Annotated in this window: 16 protein-coding genes and 1 other RNA gene; 4 read left to right on the top strand and 13 right to left on the bottom strand. The window is 42.2% G+C overall.

Features of this window, described 5'->3' with window-relative positions; all coding sequences use genetic code 11:
• Nucleotides 1-3: 3 nt before the first annotated feature.
• The 8 genes from mraY to rsmI form a co-directional block, all read right to left on the bottom strand.
• Nucleotides 4-1,086, bottom strand: coding sequence for a phospho-N-acetylmuramoyl-pentapeptide-transferase (gene mraY, locus KO511_RS09850; RefSeq protein ID WP_215987268.1), 1,083 nt, complete (start codon nucleotides 1,084-1,086; stop codon nucleotides 4-6).
• Nucleotides 1,083-2,441 (bottom strand): UDP-N-acetylmuramoyl-tripeptide--D-alanyl-D-alanine ligase, encoded by a 1,359-nt coding sequence (locus KO511_RS09845; protein ID WP_215987267.1) that lies wholly within the window; start codon nucleotides 2,439-2,441, stop codon nucleotides 1,083-1,085. The genes mraY and KO511_RS09845 overlap by 4 nt, the downstream gene beginning before the upstream one ends.
• Nucleotides 2,438-3,922 (bottom strand): UDP-N-acetylmuramoyl-L-alanyl-D-glutamate--2,6-diaminopimelate ligase, encoded by a 1,485-nt coding sequence (gene murE / locus KO511_RS09840; RefSeq protein ID WP_215987266.1) that lies wholly within the window; start codon nucleotides 3,920-3,922, stop codon nucleotides 2,438-2,440. Before murE ends, KO511_RS09845 begins: the two co-directional genes overlap by 4 nt.
• A 12-nt stretch (nucleotides 3,923-3,934) precedes the next feature.
• Nucleotides 3,935-5,680 (bottom strand): penicillin-binding transpeptidase domain-containing protein, encoded by a 1,746-nt coding sequence (locus KO511_RS09835; RefSeq protein WP_215987265.1) that lies wholly within the window; start codon nucleotides 5,678-5,680, stop codon nucleotides 3,935-3,937.
• Nucleotides 5,677-5,994 (bottom strand): cell division protein FtsL, encoded by a 318-nt coding sequence (gene ftsL / locus KO511_RS09830; protein WP_215987264.1) that lies wholly within the window; start codon nucleotides 5,992-5,994, stop codon nucleotides 5,677-5,679. The genes KO511_RS09835 and ftsL overlap by 4 nt, the downstream gene beginning before the upstream one ends.
• A 6-nt stretch (nucleotides 5,995-6,000) precedes the next feature.
• Nucleotides 6,001-6,951: a 16S rRNA (cytosine(1402)-N(4))-methyltransferase RsmH gene (rsmH, locus tag KO511_RS09825; RefSeq protein ID WP_215987263.1), complete on the bottom strand. Its 951-nt coding sequence runs from the start codon at nucleotides 6,949-6,951 to the stop codon at nucleotides 6,001-6,003.
• 184 nt (nucleotides 6,952-7,135) lie between these two features.
• Nucleotides 7,136-7,530, bottom strand: an RNA gene (gene rnpB / locus KO511_RS09820) — RNase P RNA component class A.
• 125 nt (nucleotides 7,531-7,655) lie between these two features.
• Nucleotides 7,656-8,519: a 16S rRNA (cytidine(1402)-2'-O)-methyltransferase gene (rsmI, locus tag KO511_RS09815; protein WP_215987262.1), complete on the bottom strand. Its 864-nt coding sequence runs from the start codon at nucleotides 8,517-8,519 to the stop codon at nucleotides 7,656-7,658.
• Between the two features lie 63 nt (nucleotides 8,520-8,582).
• Here rsmI and KO511_RS09810 point away from each other — a divergent pair, with 63 nt between their 5' ends.
• Genes KO511_RS09810 through KO511_RS09795 form a run of 4 tightly spaced genes read left to right on the top strand, consistent with a single transcriptional unit; the run spans nucleotide 8,583 to nucleotide 11,925 of the window.
• Nucleotides 8,583-10,397 carry a penicillin-binding protein activator gene (locus tag KO511_RS09810; RefSeq protein ID WP_215987261.1) on the top strand — a complete coding sequence of 605 codons (1,815 nt, stop codon included), beginning with the start codon at nucleotides 8,583-8,585 and terminating at the stop codon, nucleotides 10,395-10,397.
• Nucleotides 10,381-10,749: a YraN family protein gene (locus KO511_RS09805; protein ID WP_215987260.1), complete on the top strand. Its 369-nt coding sequence runs from the start codon at nucleotides 10,381-10,383 to the stop codon at nucleotides 10,747-10,749. Before KO511_RS09810 ends, KO511_RS09805 begins: the two co-directional genes overlap by 17 nt.
• 3 nt (nucleotides 10,750-10,752) lie before the next feature.
• Complete coding sequence (locus tag KO511_RS09800; protein ID WP_215987259.1) at nucleotides 10,753-11,343, top strand: phosphoheptose isomerase; 591 nt, start codon at nucleotides 10,753-10,755, stop codon at nucleotides 11,341-11,343.
• A 3-nt stretch (nucleotides 11,344-11,346) separates the two neighbouring features.
• A complete protein-coding gene (locus tag KO511_RS09795; RefSeq protein ID WP_215987258.1) occupies nucleotides 11,347-11,925 on the top strand; it encodes a BON domain-containing protein in 579 nt (192 codons plus the stop codon).
• Nucleotides 11,926-11,973: 48 nt separating this feature from the next.
• On the opposite strand, the gene sspB is transcribed toward KO511_RS09795, so the two are convergent.
• The 5 genes from sspB to petA form a co-directional block, all read right to left on the bottom strand.
• Complete coding sequence (gene sspB / locus KO511_RS09790; RefSeq protein WP_215987257.1) at nucleotides 11,974-12,468, bottom strand: ClpXP protease specificity-enhancing factor; 495 nt, start codon at nucleotides 12,466-12,468, stop codon at nucleotides 11,974-11,976.
• A 12-nt stretch (nucleotides 12,469-12,480) separates the two neighbouring features.
• Nucleotides 12,481-13,116, bottom strand: a complete 636-nt coding sequence (gene sspA, locus KO511_RS09785; protein WP_215987256.1) for a stringent starvation protein SspA — start codon at nucleotides 13,114-13,116, stop codon at nucleotides 12,481-12,483.
• Between the two features lie 96 nt (nucleotides 13,117-13,212).
• Entirely contained in the window at nucleotides 13,213-13,950 is a 738-nt protein-coding gene (locus KO511_RS09780) for a cytochrome c1 (protein ID WP_215987255.1), read from the bottom strand.
• Nucleotides 13,947-15,212, bottom strand: a complete 1,266-nt coding sequence (locus KO511_RS09775; protein ID WP_215987288.1) for a cytochrome b — start codon at nucleotides 15,210-15,212, stop codon at nucleotides 13,947-13,949. Before KO511_RS09775 ends, KO511_RS09780 begins: the two co-directional genes overlap by 4 nt.
• Nucleotides 15,212-15,761, bottom strand: a 550-nt coding sequence (gene petA, locus KO511_RS09770; protein WP_215987254.1) for a ubiquinol-cytochrome c reductase iron-sulfur subunit, incomplete at its 5' end; no start/stop codon positions are given. The genes petA and KO511_RS09775, both read right to left, overlap by 1 nt.

Below are 15,761 nucleotides of genomic sequence, written 5' to 3'. Positions count from 1 at the left end.
TCCTTAACGTATTTTCAGTGTCGCTAAACCAACGAGTACTAGTACCATTGAGATGACCCAAAAACGCACAATAACGCGGGGCTCTGGCCAACCTTTTAATTCATAGTGATGGTGAATTGGAGCCATCCGAAAAATGCGCTGGCCTCTTAGTTTATATGAGCCGACTTGGAGAATCACAGATAAAGTCTCCATGACAAATACGCCTCCCATAATGACAAGAACAAACTCTTGACGTACGAGTACCGCTATAGTCCCAAGAGCTCCACCAAGAGCAAGTGAGCCTACATCCCCCATGAAAACCTGTGCCGGATAAGTGTTAAACCATAAAAACCCTAAGCCAGCACCGACCATTGCGGTACAAACAACTACCAGTTCAGAAGCTAGAGGTACATAAGGAATATGTAAATAGTTCGCAAAGTTAACGTTACCTGTTGCCCAAGCAATCGCGGCAAAACCTGCAGAAACAAGTACTGTTGGCATAATGGCTAACCCATCCAAACCATCGGTAAGGTTAACCGCATTACTTGTTCCAACAATAACAAAATAGCTGAGCACTATATAGAAAAGGCCAAGCTGAGGCATAACATCCTTGAAGAAAGGGACGACTAGCTGAGTTGCTGTCGTATCCTTGCCATAAGCATACAAAGCAAACGAAACCACTAAAGCTATTGCAGACTGCCAAAAATATTTCCAGCGAGCAATAAGGCCATCAGTATCTTTGTTCACAACTTTACGGTAGTCATCAACAAAACCCACCACACCATAGCCAGCTAGAACGGCCAATACCGCCCAAACATACGGATTGGACAAATCAGCCCAAACAAGAACTGTCGTAATAATTGCCGTTAAAATCATTAGCCCTCCCATAGTTGGAGTGCCACGTTTGCTAAAATGAGATTCCGGCCCTTCCTCTCGAACTACTTGACCAATTTGAAGCATCTGCAATCGCTTGATAAGGCGAGGGCCCATCCATAGAGATAGACCCAAAGCGGTCAAAACACTCACGATGGCTCGAAAAGACAAATATTCAAATAGGCGGAAGAATGAAAAGTATGGCTGTAGAAGCTCTGCAAGCCAAATAATCATGTATACATCTCCTTCATCGCAGCGACAATTTTACTCATTCCAGCACTGTTTGCCCCTTTAACCAATAATGTTTGAGGGCCGCGATGCTGGACAATGTGCTGCTTAATAAACTCAATCATGCTTTCATGAGTATCAAAATGCTTACCGTAGCAAACGTCGCTAATTGCTATGCCATCTGCTCCATAAGTAAGCACATATTCAAATTTAAATGGGGCCGCATGTTCACCGACTTGGCGGTGAAGTGCAAGACTTTCCTTACCCAATTCAGCCATATTGCCCAAAATAAGCCAACGTATACCATCAAACCCATTCAGTAGATCTGCAGCCGCTTTCATAGCGGGAACACTGGCATTATAACTATCATCTATCAGCTTAATATTCTCACTAAGCTCGATACTTTCCACTCTTCCTTTTACTTTAGATAAAGCCTCCAAACCCAAAGCAATCATTTCTGATGATGCACCCAACTCGACTGAAAGCGCTGTTGCCGCAAGCGCATTTGCGACATTATGCTGCCCAATGATCCCTAAAGACACATCAAAGCTGGTTTGAGGAGTATCAATGGTAAAAGAAGTCATACCATTGATGTTTATTGTTAGATTACGTGCTTTATATTGTGCACTGTTATCAGAGAGTGAAAATGTCTTCACTGTTTTGTCAGACAATATACTTTGCCATAGCTTACCACCATGACTATCCAAATTAACGATAGCCACTGCGCCAGATTTTAGTCCCTGATAGATTTCTCCCTTCGCTTTCTTAACCCCTTCCATAGAACCAAAGCCTTCCAAGTGGGCCGCTTCTACATTATTGACTAGGGCAACATCCGGTCTTACCAATTGAGTGGTATATGCAATTTCACCAATATGATTGGCACCCAATTCGATAACAGCACAGTCATCTTCTGGTTGAGAGCGCAGTAAAGTCAGCGGTACTCCAATATCATTATTGAAATTACCCGAGGTATAAAGTACCCGCCCTTGCTGAGACATGATACTGGCCACCATTTCCTTGACTGTTGTTTTACCACAGCTCCCTGTGATAGCAACCGTCGGAGTCTGACACACTTGATGAACAAATTGACCTAATTTACCCAATGCAGTTTTGGTATCCTTCACCAATAACTGAGGAACTTGAATATCAATACGATGATTGACTAGCAAAGCTATGGCACCAGATGATACCGCCTGATGTACAAAATCATGGGCGTCAAATCGTTCTCCGACCAAAGCAACAAACAGAGAATCTGTCTCTATAGTTCTAGTGTCCGTTGATATATGTTGAATCACAGTATCATCACCTACCAGCTCAGCATCAATTACTTCTACTAATTGCGTCAGAGTGAAAGGGATCATAAGGTTAGCTCCAAAAGTTGTAAGGCCGATTCTCGATCAGAATAATGAAGCTTTTTGTTGCCGCTAATCTGGTAATCTTCATGGCCTTTGCCTGCTAATAAGATTATATCGTCAGCATGACTATGCTGCAGAGCATGAGCTAAAGCTTGATAACGATCATGTTCCACTATCGCTTTTGTGGGAAATCTCATTCCGGCCAACATATCTTGCATAATTTCTGCAGGTGATTCGCTACGAGGGTTATCATCAGTTAAAATGATTTTATCCGCGAGTAGCTCACTGATAGATGCCATCATAGGGCGTTTTCCCTTATCTCGATCACCTCCGCAACCAAAAATCACCCATAATTTTCCTTTGCAATGATTCTTAAGAGCTAAAAGTGCTTTCTCCAATGCATCAGGAGTATGAGCGTAATCGACCACTACTTTAGCTTTGCCTATCGCTTGAAATAACTCCATCCGGCCCAAAACTGATGTCAACTTACTGGCAGTATCTATTAAGGTGTTTTTATCAAACCCGAGAGATAGAATGGTTGCCAGAGCCACCAATACGTTACAGGCATTAAATTGACCAATTAAAGGAACCGTGAAATAACCACTGCCAAACTGGCCTGAAAAGGTCAATTCAATCCCAACTTCAGAATACGCTACCTTAGTAGCAAACACTCCCTGACCATTTGTAATTGGCGACAAGGAAACTGGGATACAATCCTCCATTTCCTTAGCCCAAGAAGCACCAACAGAGTCATCAATATTGATTACAGCACGAGCACAATGATGATCAGTAAAAAGTGAGCGTTTAGCCAAGGCGTATTGCCCCATAGTGCCATGATAATCTAGATGATCACGGCTTAAATTAGAAAATACACCCACGGCAAAACGTTGAGCTTTAACCCTGCCTTGTGCCAAGCCATGAGACGACACCTCCATTGCTGTGTATTGGGCACCCTGATGCTCTAGATCAAACAGAGTATGTTGAATGTCCACAGCATTCCCAGTAGTATTGACGGCTGGTTTTAGAGCCTCAAGAAACCCATTCCCAGTGGTACCAAGTACTGCTGATTTTTGACCTAAAAGATCTAACCACTGGGCTATCAATTGAGTGATAGTGGTTTTACCATTGGTACCTGTCACCGCGATCAAACGATTACTCTTAAGTGGCATCAACTGTTTAGCCATATGAGAAAGGTGCTTATTCAAACCCTCAACATACACCACCGGCACATTTTCCCGCCATTCCAATTGACCATGGTTACTTGAGTCTTCAGCTTCAGCGATAATCGCATTTGCCCCGTGAGTAATTGCTGAATCGATAAATTGCCGTCCATCAACAACATGCCCCTTAATCGCCACAAAAGTATATCCAGGTTTAATCTGCCGGCTATCTAGCTCAAGCTGTTCAACTATAAAATCCAATTTTTTCTCAGCAGAAAAATCTAACCAAGGCGCAAGTAGCTCAATTAGAGTAAGTGATTTAGCCATCTCGTTTCTCTATTAATCTTTCTTAAATCTATTTTCATCAGGGGCAATGTTAAGAATTTGCAATGTACCCTTTAGGATTTCAGCAAATACAGGTCCAGCCACCGATCCACCATAATAGTTATCACCTTGAGGCTCATTAACAACCACGACAACCGCTATTTGGGGATTACTGACAGGTGCAATGCCTGCAGTATAAGCAAAATACTCATCTCCATATCCCCCTGCAATTGCTTTTATTGAGGTCCCAGTTTTTGCTGCCACTCTATAGCCTGGGACTGCCGCCTTCGTAGCGGTTCCTCCCAGTTGAGTCACTGACTCAAGCATATCTAACACTAAATCGGCATTTTCTTTATCAATCACCTGACGTGATAAGTCTTGTTGATTACTTTCAATAATATGAATAGGCTGGTATTTCCCATGATTACCTAAGGTCGCGTATGCATGAGCTAATTGTAGAGGGGTAATTGCTAACCCATAGCCATATGACAGAGTGGCAATTTCAAACTTAGACCAGCGACGTCGGTTAGGGAAAATGCCCTGCGTTTCTCCCACAAGATTAAGTCCTGACAATTCCCCAAACCCTACCGAGCTATACATTCCAAGCAAAGCTTCGAGAGGCATATCCAAAGCTAACTTAGCAACCCCAACATTACTGGATTTTTTCAATATAGTGCGTAAATCTGCTTTACCTACTTTAGAAACATCACGCACCTTTTGCCCACCAATAGGCATAATACCGTTACCTGTATCAATAACGGTATCTTTAGTGGCAATACCATTTTCAAGTGCTGCTAAAACGACAAAAGGCTTAACGGTTGATCCAGGTTCAAATGCATCGGTTATTGCACGGTTTCGCATCTTTGCAGACTGAAGTTCAGAGCGATTATTGGGGTTATATGAGGGGGCGTTAACCATAGCTAATACTGCACCAGTATTCACATCTAGGATAACTGCTGTAGCGGATGTAGCTCGATAATCCGCAACTGCCTGCTTAATCGAGCGATAGGCAATGGCTTGAATTCTTTGGTCAATGGTCAATTCAAGATGCTTACCTTGCTCTCGTTCTTCAAGAGAAATATTCTCAACAACTCGACCATACCTGTCTTTACGGATAATACGTTTACCCGCTTCTCCAGTCAGCCACTTATCATAACTGCGCTCAGCTCCTTCCAAACCATGCCCATCAATACCCGTTACACCAACCAAATGGGCACTGACTTCACCAGTTGGATAATATCGACGTGACTCGGCTTTAAGTCCAACCCCTGCAAGTTTTAATTCCCTAATATAATTGGCCATAGCACGACTTACTTGACGCTGAAGGTAAATAAAGCGGCGAGATTTATTCTTATGAATTTTTCCGATCATTTCCTTACGGTCAAGGCCTAAAACATCGGCCAATGCATACCATCGATCCATATTTGCAAAGCCATCATGCTTAAAAATTGTGACAGGATCTGCCCACACAGCTTCGACAGGAACGCTAACAGCAAGCGGTTCACCATTACGATCAGAGATAATACCTCGAGCAGAATGAATTGTTTTAGCCCGAACCGAGCGTAAGTCACCTTGCTGAATAAGGTTATCTGGCTCAATAATTTGGATATAAGCAATTCGAGCGATGAGCGCTGAAAATGCTGCAAACATAACAAGCAATACTAAATAAAAACGCCAACGTATAAGACTTGGTTGTTCAGAAAGCGTAGGCTTTTTCTTAGAAGCATTCTTAGTGGCAGGAGGTACTTTACTTTTGCTCATGGTAAATCAATAACGACCTCTTTATCTGCATCTGGACGTTTCATTTGCAATTCATCCTTTGCAATTTCTTGAACGCGACTATGCTCCGCTAAAGCCGTCTCTTCAAGCAATAAATTACGCCACTCATTATCCAATCGCTCACGCTCTTGAAGAGCCAAATCCTTTTCAGTGATGGCTTGGCGTGCATGATGGGTAGTAAATACAACAGCCATTGCTGAAGCTAAAATCAAAGTAAGAACCAATAGAGGCACCCGCCCAATAGTAATAAGATCCAGTGCGATGAGTTTAGTCAGGTTTGGGGCATGCTTACTCATGATTATCTACAGTTTTTCTGCAATACGGAGTATGGAACTGCGTGATCTTGTATTGAGTTCAACTTCTTGCTGCGAAGGTTTAATTGCTTTACTAATCGCAGTTAAATTTGCACTACCTAATGCACTGATTTGTGCTTCTGTCATTGGTATGCCATGAGGGACTTCTGGCCCTTTACTTTCTTTACGGATAAAGCGTTTTACCATTCTATCTTCCAAGGAATGAAAACTTATGACTGATAAGCGACCCTTTGGCGCAAGAATACTTGCTGCTGCTTTTAATGCAGTGTCAATCTCTTCTAATTCACTGTTAATGTAGATTCGAAGAGCTTGGAATGTACGTGTCGCTGGGTGTTTTTTTTCTTTAAAACTTTTTGGAGCCACATCGGAAATCAATTTTGCTAATTGACTCGTTCGTATGAGCTGTTCGTTTTCTTCATTTTCTCGATAGTTAACTATTGCTTTAGCAATACGACGGGCGTGCTTGTCCTCACCAAATTCACGAATAACCCAGGTAATATCATCAAGATCCGCTTCCAATAACCATTGTGACACCGGTATACCAGATGTTGGGTCCATTCTCATATCCAATGGTCCATCTTTCATAAAGCTAAAGCCACGCTCCGCATCATCTAATTGTGGAGAAGACACCCCAAGATCCAGTAAGACCCCATCAACTTTTCCAACTAAATCTCTCTGCTGCGCGTATTCAGCCATGCCTGAGAAAGGGCCATGAATAATAGTAAACCTAGCATCATCGATAGTTTTAGCCTCAGCAATAGCCTGAGGATCGCGGTCAATACTGAACAAACGCCCATTTTCTCCTAATTGACTTAAGATGTAGCGGCTATGCCCACCACGTCCAAAAGTTCCATCGATGTAAATACCATCGGGCTTAATCGCTAAGCCATCGATAGACTCATGCAGTAATACGGAAATGTGCTTAAATGTTTCGGTCATTGTATTATATATCTCGCTCTTGCACCGACGCTAAAACTATCCAGTGTACTGATTTCGTGGTGGATGACCACCCATGCAAAATCGGACACGTGATATTGCGCTAAGTTTAGTGCTTATAGCAGTAAGTTCGTCAATAAAAAGCAAAAAACCCATCATAACACTAACGCTATGATGGGTTTCGAATAGGTGGAGCCGACATATAAGCCGGGTTCTGTTCCGCTTTCGCGGTGGTAGCCATTCGTCTAGGCCAGCAATCACTCACTGGCTCGAGCAACCTACCCGCTTCCTTACGCGAGCAACGCAATATGGAAGCCTATTTGGTCTTGCTCCGGGTGGAGTTTACCTTGCAACGAACTGTTGCCAGCCGTCCGGTGCGCTCTTACCGCACCCTTTCACCCTTACCTGTACTCAAACGAGCCATCGGCGGTATTCTCTCTGCTGCACTTGTCGTAGGCTTGCGCCTCCCAGGCGTTACCTGGCACCCTGCTCTACGGAGCCCGGACTTTCCTCCCCTCCATCAGTCTCCTTCACCACATGGATAAAGGACATCAATGAAGCAGCGACTACCGAGTCGACTCCGAGGCAGATTGTATCGGCATTGGCATCCAGTGTCTAGCGAGATCACAGATATGATGAAATCCAACTACTAACTGATGAAAAAACCAACGTATACAGGTCAAAAACATCTAAATACTGATCGACCTCTAATCAAGATGCTCTAAACCCCATTTATAAAGCGCATTTTTCTTTAAATTATATATCTCTGCTGTCAAAGCCGCCGCTTTCTTAAGGGGCAACTCCTTAGTTAAAATAGTAAGCGTTCGTGTCGCTTCCTCTGGTAAAGAATCATCAGCAACAGTACGATATCCATGAATAAGTAGCGCCATTTCACCCCTTTGCTGGTTTTCATCAGCGGCTACCCATTCAACTAATTGAGCAAGTGGTAACCCCTGGATCGTTTCAAACGTTTTTGTCAGTTCTCTAGCTAATACAACCTCTCGCTCAGGGCCAAGAATGTCTAACATGTCGTGTAAAGAATCAAGGATCCTATGTGGAGATTCATAGAAAACACAGGTACGTTCAACTGTTGATATTTCGAGAAATTTATCCTTTCGGCCTTTGCTCTTAGCTGGCAAAAATCCTTCAAAACTAAAACGATCCGAAGGTAAACCAGATGCACTTAAAGCTGTCACTACAGCACATGGTCCTGGAAGTGGTACAACTTTAACGCCAGCCTGACGACATTTTGTGACTACGTGATACCCTGGATCACTAATTAACGGAGTACCAGCATCAGAAACAAGTGCAATAGAGTACCCAGCTAACACTTTCTCAACTAAAACTTGCGCTTTTTGCTGCTCATTATGATCATGCAATGCGAAGGTTTTCGTCGAGATACCAAAGTGCGATAGTAGTTTGCCGGTATGACGAGTATCCTCAGCAGCAATAAGATCAACTTTAGTTAAAACATCAAGTGCCCGTTGAGTGATATCACCTAAATTGCCAATTGGCGTCGGGACAATGTAGAGAGCTGGAACCTCAGTTAGTAAGGTTTTTTTATCTGTCATTTGTTTACCATCACTTCAACGATTAATATAGATAAAATTTTGTACGGAAATAGCTAATAACTTATGGCCATGAAAAACCACAAGAGACTCAGTGTAACACGCATACTGACTCCTGTAGCCCTCGCTGTCATTTTGTCAGCCTGTTCTACAGGGCCGTCTAAACAGACAAACGTAGATATTACACTTTCACCTAATCAGTCAACACGTACTTATTTAATGCGAGCAGATAGTAGCCAAGGTGACATTCAAAATGATTGGTTAATCATGGCTTTAAAATCAGCGATAAAATCAAATGATGCCACTAAAAGTGATTTATTATTACAGCGCCTAGCTCGACAAAACCTTTCCCACATGCAACAAGCAGAATGGCAGTTATCACGAGCAAAGCTATTAATTAAACAAGGACAATATGATGAAGCGAGGAGTAAGCTAAATTTTGACTCATCATGGAAATTAGCCGACACACAATGGAAGTCATACCATCAAATCAGAGCCAAGCTTTTCAATCAGCAAAGCAACTACTTTGAAGCAGCTCGCGAGCTTGTAGCATCAGCCAATTATGTTCAGCCTTCACAGCAGAGCAGCATTTCACAAAGTATTTGGGATAATTTAAATCAATATAATCAATATCAAATTACGAAACACTCCGCTAATCACGATGAAGAAGTATTAGATGGATGGCTTCAGTTGTCTATCTATACTAAAACTCTATCAACCAATCTAGCTCAGCTTAAAAATACACTCGAGAAATGGCTTGAGGAAAATCCAAATCACCCTGCGGCAAAAAATACCCCTCAAGGAATCATTGACATTCTTAACCTTGAGGTAACAAAACCGGTCAATACAGCACTACTACTCCCGCTATCTGGCAAATACTCCAAACAAGCACAATTGATTCGTGATGGTTTTATCCTAGAAATGATGAATGATAGTCAACGTGATGAAAATGCGAGCTTAACCATCGTAGATACAAATAGCATCACAGTCGAACAACTTGAACAAAAATTAGTCGAAAAGCACATTGATTTTATTGTAGGTCCACTAGTCAAAAGCAACATTGATAAGCTAACTCAAGCGCAATCTACTTTCTCGAGCCCTCTTCCCACTCTTGCTCTAAACATTCCTGATAACTTAGAGCCTGGTAATAATACTTGCTACCTCGCTCTTTCACCAGAGCAAGAAGTATCCCAAGCAGCAAAGCATTTATATGCTCAAGGTTATCGTTACCCACTCATTCTCGCGCCACAAGGAAATTTAGGTTCACGTGTCGTTGAAGCCTTTGAACAAGAATGGAAAATGCACAGTAGCAATCAATTGGCTGTAAATTTATTTGGGGATAAGCACCAACTTCAGAAAGATATAAATAAAGTATTTGGTTTGCAGGAAAGTCAGCAACACATCGCACAAATGGAATCATTGCTTAACATTCCTCTTAAAACACAGCCACGAAGTAGACGGGATATCGATGCCGTCTATATTGTTGCAGGGAGTTCAGAACTTACGTTAATTAAGCCTTTTATCGAAGTCGCTGTTAATCCTGATGCTGTACCACCCAAGTTATTTTCAAATTCGCGCAGTAATAGTGGTCGACAACAATATGAAGATTTAACAGGAGTGATGTATAGCGATATTCCATTACTGATTCAACCCAATGAATCGCTTGAAACTCAAATGGAACAGTTATGGCCTAAAGATTCCAATACAGAGAAACGTCTCCAAGCTCTAGGTATGGATGCTTATTTATTGATGGAGCAACTACCACAAATGAAAGTAGTTGAAGGCTACTCATTACAAGGTAATACAGGAATACTCAGTCTCGACCAAAATTGTGTCGTACAGCGTGAAATTAGTTGGACCGAATATGGCCATACTGACTAAACGTCAAAGTGGTGAACACTACGAATCCATGGCGGAACAATATTTGATCCGTCAAGGGCTTTCAACAATCGAGAAAAACTTTCATTTCAAAGGAGGTGAACTCGATCTTATAATGCAGGAAAGCGCTACTATAGTATTTGTCGAAGTGCGCTACCGTTCAAGCCAGTACTTTGGCCACGCTGCAGAAACAGTGACTAAAAGCAAAATGCTTAAACTCGTCAAAGCTGCCAATGTATGGTTGATAAAGCAAAATAGATCCGTTCATAATACTGACTTTCGTTTTGATATTATGGCCATTCATCAACAAGGCCAACAAATCGAATGGATAAAAAACGCAATAACTCAAGGATAATCAATGCTAGACAGCATTAAAGATAGCTTTACAGAAAGTATTCAGATTCAGATTGCAGCCGCAGAAGCGCTGCCAGATGCTATTACCCACGCAGCACAGGCCATGGTCTCTAGTTTGTTAAATGGCAATAAGATCTTATGTTGCGGCAATGGCGGCTCCTCTTCTAATGCTCAGCAGTTCGTCTCATGCCTACTCAACCGCTTTGAAACTGAACGCCCTAGCTTACCGGCTATGGCATTAACAGCTGATAACACAACATTGACCGCAGTCGCAAATGACTATCACTATGAAGAAATTTTCTCAAAGCAAGTTCGTGCATTTGGCCAAGCCGGTGACATACTTTTAGCCATTTCCACCAGCGGTAACAGTAAAAACATCATCAAAGCAATGGAAGCAGCTGTTACACGCGATATGACCATTATTGCTTTTACAGGTAAAGATGGAGGTGAAATGGCAGGCTTATTAGGTGATGATGATGTTGAAATTAGGATTCCATCTCACAGAACGGCAAGAATTCACGAGGTACATATGGTGACACTACACTGCTTATGCGATCTTATTGACCAAGTTTTATTTCCAGCTCACGATGAATAACCCATGAAAAGTTTAAACATACTACTGGCTAGCTGCTTGCTATTGGGCACCACGGGGTGCGCAGGTTTATTTGTTGCTGGCGCGGCAACAACTGCGAATATAGTAACCGACACCCGTACAACGCAAGAAATTTGGGATGATAACAATATCGAATTTGAAGTCGCTGGAATTACCAATAAATCGCCTTTTCAGCATGAGGTGAGAGTTTCAGCCAGTTCTTATGATGGTACTGTTGTGTTAATAGGCCAAGCAAGTAACTCCGAGCTTCTGAATAACTTCTTATCTAAAGTCAACGATGTAAAGGGTGTAAAGAAAATACATAATCAGATTAGGATCAAGAAACCACTTTCTATCGGCCAGATTAGCCATGATAGCTGGATAACAACTAAAGTTAAATCCGCTCTACTGACCGACAAAAAACTCAATGGCGTAAAAGTCAAAGTTATTACCGAAGATAAAGAAGTTTTTTTACTTGGTTATCTCACTCCAGAGCAAGCCGACGTTGCCGTTGATGTCGCAAGAAATGTGTCCGGGGTAAAACAAGTGATTAAAGCTTTTCAAATCGATAACAAAGACAAATAAAAAAGCAGCTTACGCTGCTTCTTTTGGTTTTTGCTAATTAGCTTTTTGCTATTTAACAACCCTTAGGCTTGGTCGACCTTTCGGTCTAGGTGGCTCATCATCAGGTGTTGAGTCATCATTTGAAAGCTCAGTAGCTAATGACAGCCCAGAACTCTCACTATCGTGCATATCTACTGATGGTGATTGCTCATCAAGTTCTTCAACATCATCCATATAGGCATCTTCTGGCTCAAACATAGTTCCCGCTCCATTTTCACGCGCATAAATAGCTTGCACTGCATAAAGTGGGACTATGACGCTATGTGGGCGGCCAGAAAAACGGGCGTTAAACGTGATTGCTTCATTACCGAGATCTAAATCACCTACAGCACGGGGAGCAATATTTAAAATGATTTGTCCATCTTGAACAAACTCGACTGGTACATGAACACCTGGTAACGTTGCTGCTACAACTATGTGAGGTGTCAAATCGCTATCTACCAACCAGTCATAAAATGCTCTTAACATATATGGTCGACGTGGTGTCATGTTTGCTATGTCCATTTCGCTTCCAAATTAGCGACTCAGACGCATTTCACGCTCAGCTTCAGTTAAGGAAGCCAAAAATGAATCACGTTCAAAAACACGGTTCATGTAAACTTTCAGTTCTTTAGAACCAGGTCCAACCAAATCGATACCTAACTGCGGCAAACGCCATAACAGTGGAGCTAAGTAACAATCAATTAAGCTAAATTCTTCACTCATAAAGTATTCAAACTCAGCAAATACTGGGCCGAGAGTAAGCAGATCATTACGCAATTTATTACGTGCAGCTTCAGCTTCTTCAGAATTACCTTTAGTAACTTTCTCTGCAAGCGAGTACCAGTTTTTCTCAATGCGATAAATCATAAGACGACTGTTTCCTCTCGCAACAGGATAAACAGGCATCAATGGTGGATGAGGAAAGCGCTCATCGAGGTATTCCATAATGATTTTTGAGTCATATAGAGCCAACTCACGGTCAACCAAAGTAGGTACTGATTTATAAGGGTTCAGTTCAATCAATTCAGCAGGAAGGTTTGCTTCATCGACTAATTCAACTTCAACACTTACACCTTTCTCAGCCAGGACGATACGGACCTGATGGCTATACATATCAGATGCACTTGAAAATAGAGTCATCACAGAACGTTTATTGGCAGCTACAGCCATGGAGCCCTCCAGCACACATACAGACATAAAAATAATGGAGGCTTAGCCTCCATTATCAACAATAAAACTCGGAATTAGCACAGCATAATAGCACAATTAATGGACATCACGCCAATACTCTTTCTTGAGCAACACAACAACGATGGTGAAAATCACCAAGAATGCCATTACCCACCACCCTAACGCATGGCGCTCCAATTTAACTGGGTCTCCTGAATACTCAAGAAAGTTTACTAAGTCTCTAATAGCGTCATCGTACTCTTCTTGATTCAACTCACCAGTTCCATCACTTTCAGTACCAACCACAACTTGGTGTTCTTGACCATTGATAACCTTCGTTTCGTAAATAGGCTTAGGTATCCCTTGAAGCTCTTCAAGCACATGCGGCATACCAACACTTGGAAAAACGATATTATTGACACCAAATGGTCTAGAAGAGTCTGCATAGAATGAACGAAGATAGGTATACAACCAATCAACGCCGCGCACTCGAGCCACTAAAGTAAGATCTGGAGGTGCAGCGCCAAACCACTTAGCCGCGGCCTCATCTGGAATAGCATTCTCCATCAATTCGCCGACTTTAACATTCGGATCAAAAATCAGGTTTTCTTTGAGTAAATCTAATGGAATACCTATATCACGAGCCACACGCTCATAACGCTGATATTGAGATGAATGACAACCGAAGCAATAATTCATAAACAATTTAGCACCATTTTGTAATGAAGCTTGATCACTAAGATCATTGTTTGCTTTATCTAGTGGTACATTCGCTCCTGCTGCTATCACCAGAGAAGGCAGCATTGCAAATAAAGTTACAATCCATTTTTTCATTTGAAGGTCACCCTTTCTGGTAGTGGCTTAGTCGCTTCGTTTTTACTGTAAAAGTACAACAACACGAAGAACATGAAGTAAGCTAAGCTGAAGATCTGAGCTAGCAAGGTATACGTTGGCGTAGCTGGAAGCGCGCCAAGGACACCCAAAGCAACAAAGCTGATCGTAAATTGGATGATGTTAAACAAATGAAACTTGCTACGGTAACGATAAGAGCGAACTTTACAGCGATCTAGCCATGGAAGAACAAATAGAACAACTATTGATGCGCCCATAGCAATAACACCAATGAGTTTATCAGGTACGGCACGCAAAATTGCGTAAAAGGGAGTAAAATACCATACAGGTGCAATGTGTTCCGGTGTTTTTAGAGGATTAGCGGCTTCAAAGTTAGGCGGTTCAAGGAAATACCCACCCATTTCTGGATTGAAGAATAATACGTAACAGAATAAAAATAAAAATCCAGCGACCCCGATCAAGTCCTTCACCGTTCCATATGGATGGAAAGGTATTGAATCGATAATGTCATACTTTTTGGTATAGTCTTTGTGAAATGTAAATTGCGTTTCGTAACCCTCACCCATGCTGCCTTTGGGCAATTTTGTTTCAATTCCGTCTGGATTATTCGATCCTACTTCATGTAATGCTAGAACATGGAGCGCAATGAGCAACAGCAAAACAATAGGTAAAGCAATCACGTGCAGCGCAAAGAAACGGTTAAGTGTTGCTCCCGAAATAACATAATCACCGCGGATCCAAAGTGTCAGATCATCACCAATAACTGGAATCGCGCCAAATAAGGAAATAATAACCTGCGCTCCCCAATACGACATTTGTCCCCAAGGCAACAAATATCCCATAAAAGCTTCAGCCATCAGCACTAGGAAAATCAACATACCAAAAATCCACAATAGCTCTCGTGGTTTCTGGTAGGAGCCATAGATCAAACCGCGGAACATATGCAGGTATATAACAACAAAAAACGCAGAAGCTCCCGTAGAGTGCATATAACGAAGTAGCCAGCCATAGTCTACATCACGCATGATATATTCTATTGAAGCAAAGGCTCCATCACCCGACGGCTCATAATTCATCGTTAACCAAACGCCCGTCAAAAGTTGGTTTACTAAGACCAGCATTGCTAATGAACCAAATAAATACCAAAAGTTGAAGTTTTTGGGCATTGGGTATTCTGAAAGGTGTTTCTTGTAAGCATTAATTGCGGGTAGACGTTTTTCCACCCAATCAAATAGAGATTGCATCATGCTTCTCCTTCTTCATCAACACCGATGATAATCCTGGTATCCGTTAGATACATATGCTTGGGAACAACAAGATTCAGAGGTGCAGGCACCCCCTGAAAAACGCGCCCAGCCATATCAAATTTGGAGCCATGACAAGGACAAAAGAAACCAGATTTAACACCTTGGACTTGTTCGCTAAAAGTATCAGGTAAATAGGTTGGCGAACAACCCAAATGAGTACAAATTCCTACCGCAACAAAATACTCAGGCTTAATTGATCGGTAAGCATTTTGAGCATAGGCCGGCTGCTGTTCTTCACCAGAAGCAGGATCACGAAGTTGACCGTCGATGTTTTTTAATCCATCAACCACAGGCTGCGCCCGACGGACAACCCATACCGGTTTACCGCGCCATTCAACACGAACCATCTGTCCTTCTTCAAGCTTACCAATTTCAACTTCCACAGGAGCACCCGCAGCTTTTGCTTTCTCACTGGGGTTCCAAGATTTAATAAAAGGAACGGCGACAGCAGCGGCTCCAAGACCCCCTACAACTGCAGTTGTAGCG

This window comes from Vibrio hepatarius (assembly GCF_018860525.1).
Lineage (GTDB): Bacteria > Pseudomonadota > Gammaproteobacteria > Enterobacterales > Vibrionaceae > Vibrio > Vibrio hepatarius_B.
This window is presented reverse-complemented; position numbering and strand designations above follow the sequence as displayed.

Coding starts and splice junctions, on each gene's coding strand:
- mraY (WP_215987268.1), bottom strand. CDS start 1,086: ATGATTATTTGGCTTGCAGAGCTTCTACAGCCATACTTTTCATTCTTC.
- KO511_RS09845 (WP_215987267.1), bottom strand. CDS start 2,441: ATGATCCCTTTCACTCTGACGCAATTAGTAGAAGTAATTGATGCTGAG.
- murE (WP_215987266.1), bottom strand. CDS start 3,922: ATGGCTAAATCACTTACTCTAATTGAGCTACTTGCGCCTTGGTTAGAT.
- KO511_RS09835 (WP_215987265.1), bottom strand. CDS start 5,680: ATGAGCAAAAGTAAAGTACCTCCTGCCACTAAGAATGCTTCTAAGAAA.
- ftsL (WP_215987264.1), bottom strand. CDS start 5,994: ATGAGTAAGCATGCCCCAAACCTGACTAAACTCATCGCACTGGATCTT.
- rsmH (WP_215987263.1), bottom strand. CDS start 6,951: ATGACCGAAACATTTAAGCACATTTCCGTATTACTGCATGAGTCTATC.
- rsmI (WP_215987262.1), bottom strand. CDS start 8,519: ATGACAGATAAAAAAACCTTACTAACTGAGGTTCCAGCTCTCTACATT.
- KO511_RS09810 (WP_215987261.1), top strand. CDS start 8,583: ATGGCCATGAAAAACCACAAGAGACTCAGTGTAACACGCATACTGACT.
- KO511_RS09805 (WP_215987260.1), top strand. CDS start 10,381: ATGGCCATACTGACTAAACGTCAAAGTGGTGAACACTACGAATCCATG.
- KO511_RS09800 (WP_215987259.1), top strand. CDS start 10,753: ATGCTAGACAGCATTAAAGATAGCTTTACAGAAAGTATTCAGATTCAG.
- KO511_RS09795 (WP_215987258.1), top strand. CDS start 11,347: ATGAAAAGTTTAAACATACTACTGGCTAGCTGCTTGCTATTGGGCACC.
- sspB (WP_215987257.1), bottom strand. CDS start 12,468: ATGGACATAGCAAACATGACACCACGTCGACCATATATGTTAAGAGCA.
- sspA (WP_215987256.1), bottom strand. CDS start 13,116: ATGGCTGTAGCTGCCAATAAACGTTCTGTGATGACTCTATTTTCAAGT.
- KO511_RS09780 (WP_215987255.1), bottom strand. CDS start 13,950: ATGAAAAAATGGATTGTAACTTTATTTGCAATGCTGCCTTCTCTGGTG.
- KO511_RS09775 (WP_215987288.1), bottom strand. CDS start 15,212: ATGCAATCTCTATTTGATTGGGTGGAAAAACGTCTACCCGCAATTAAT.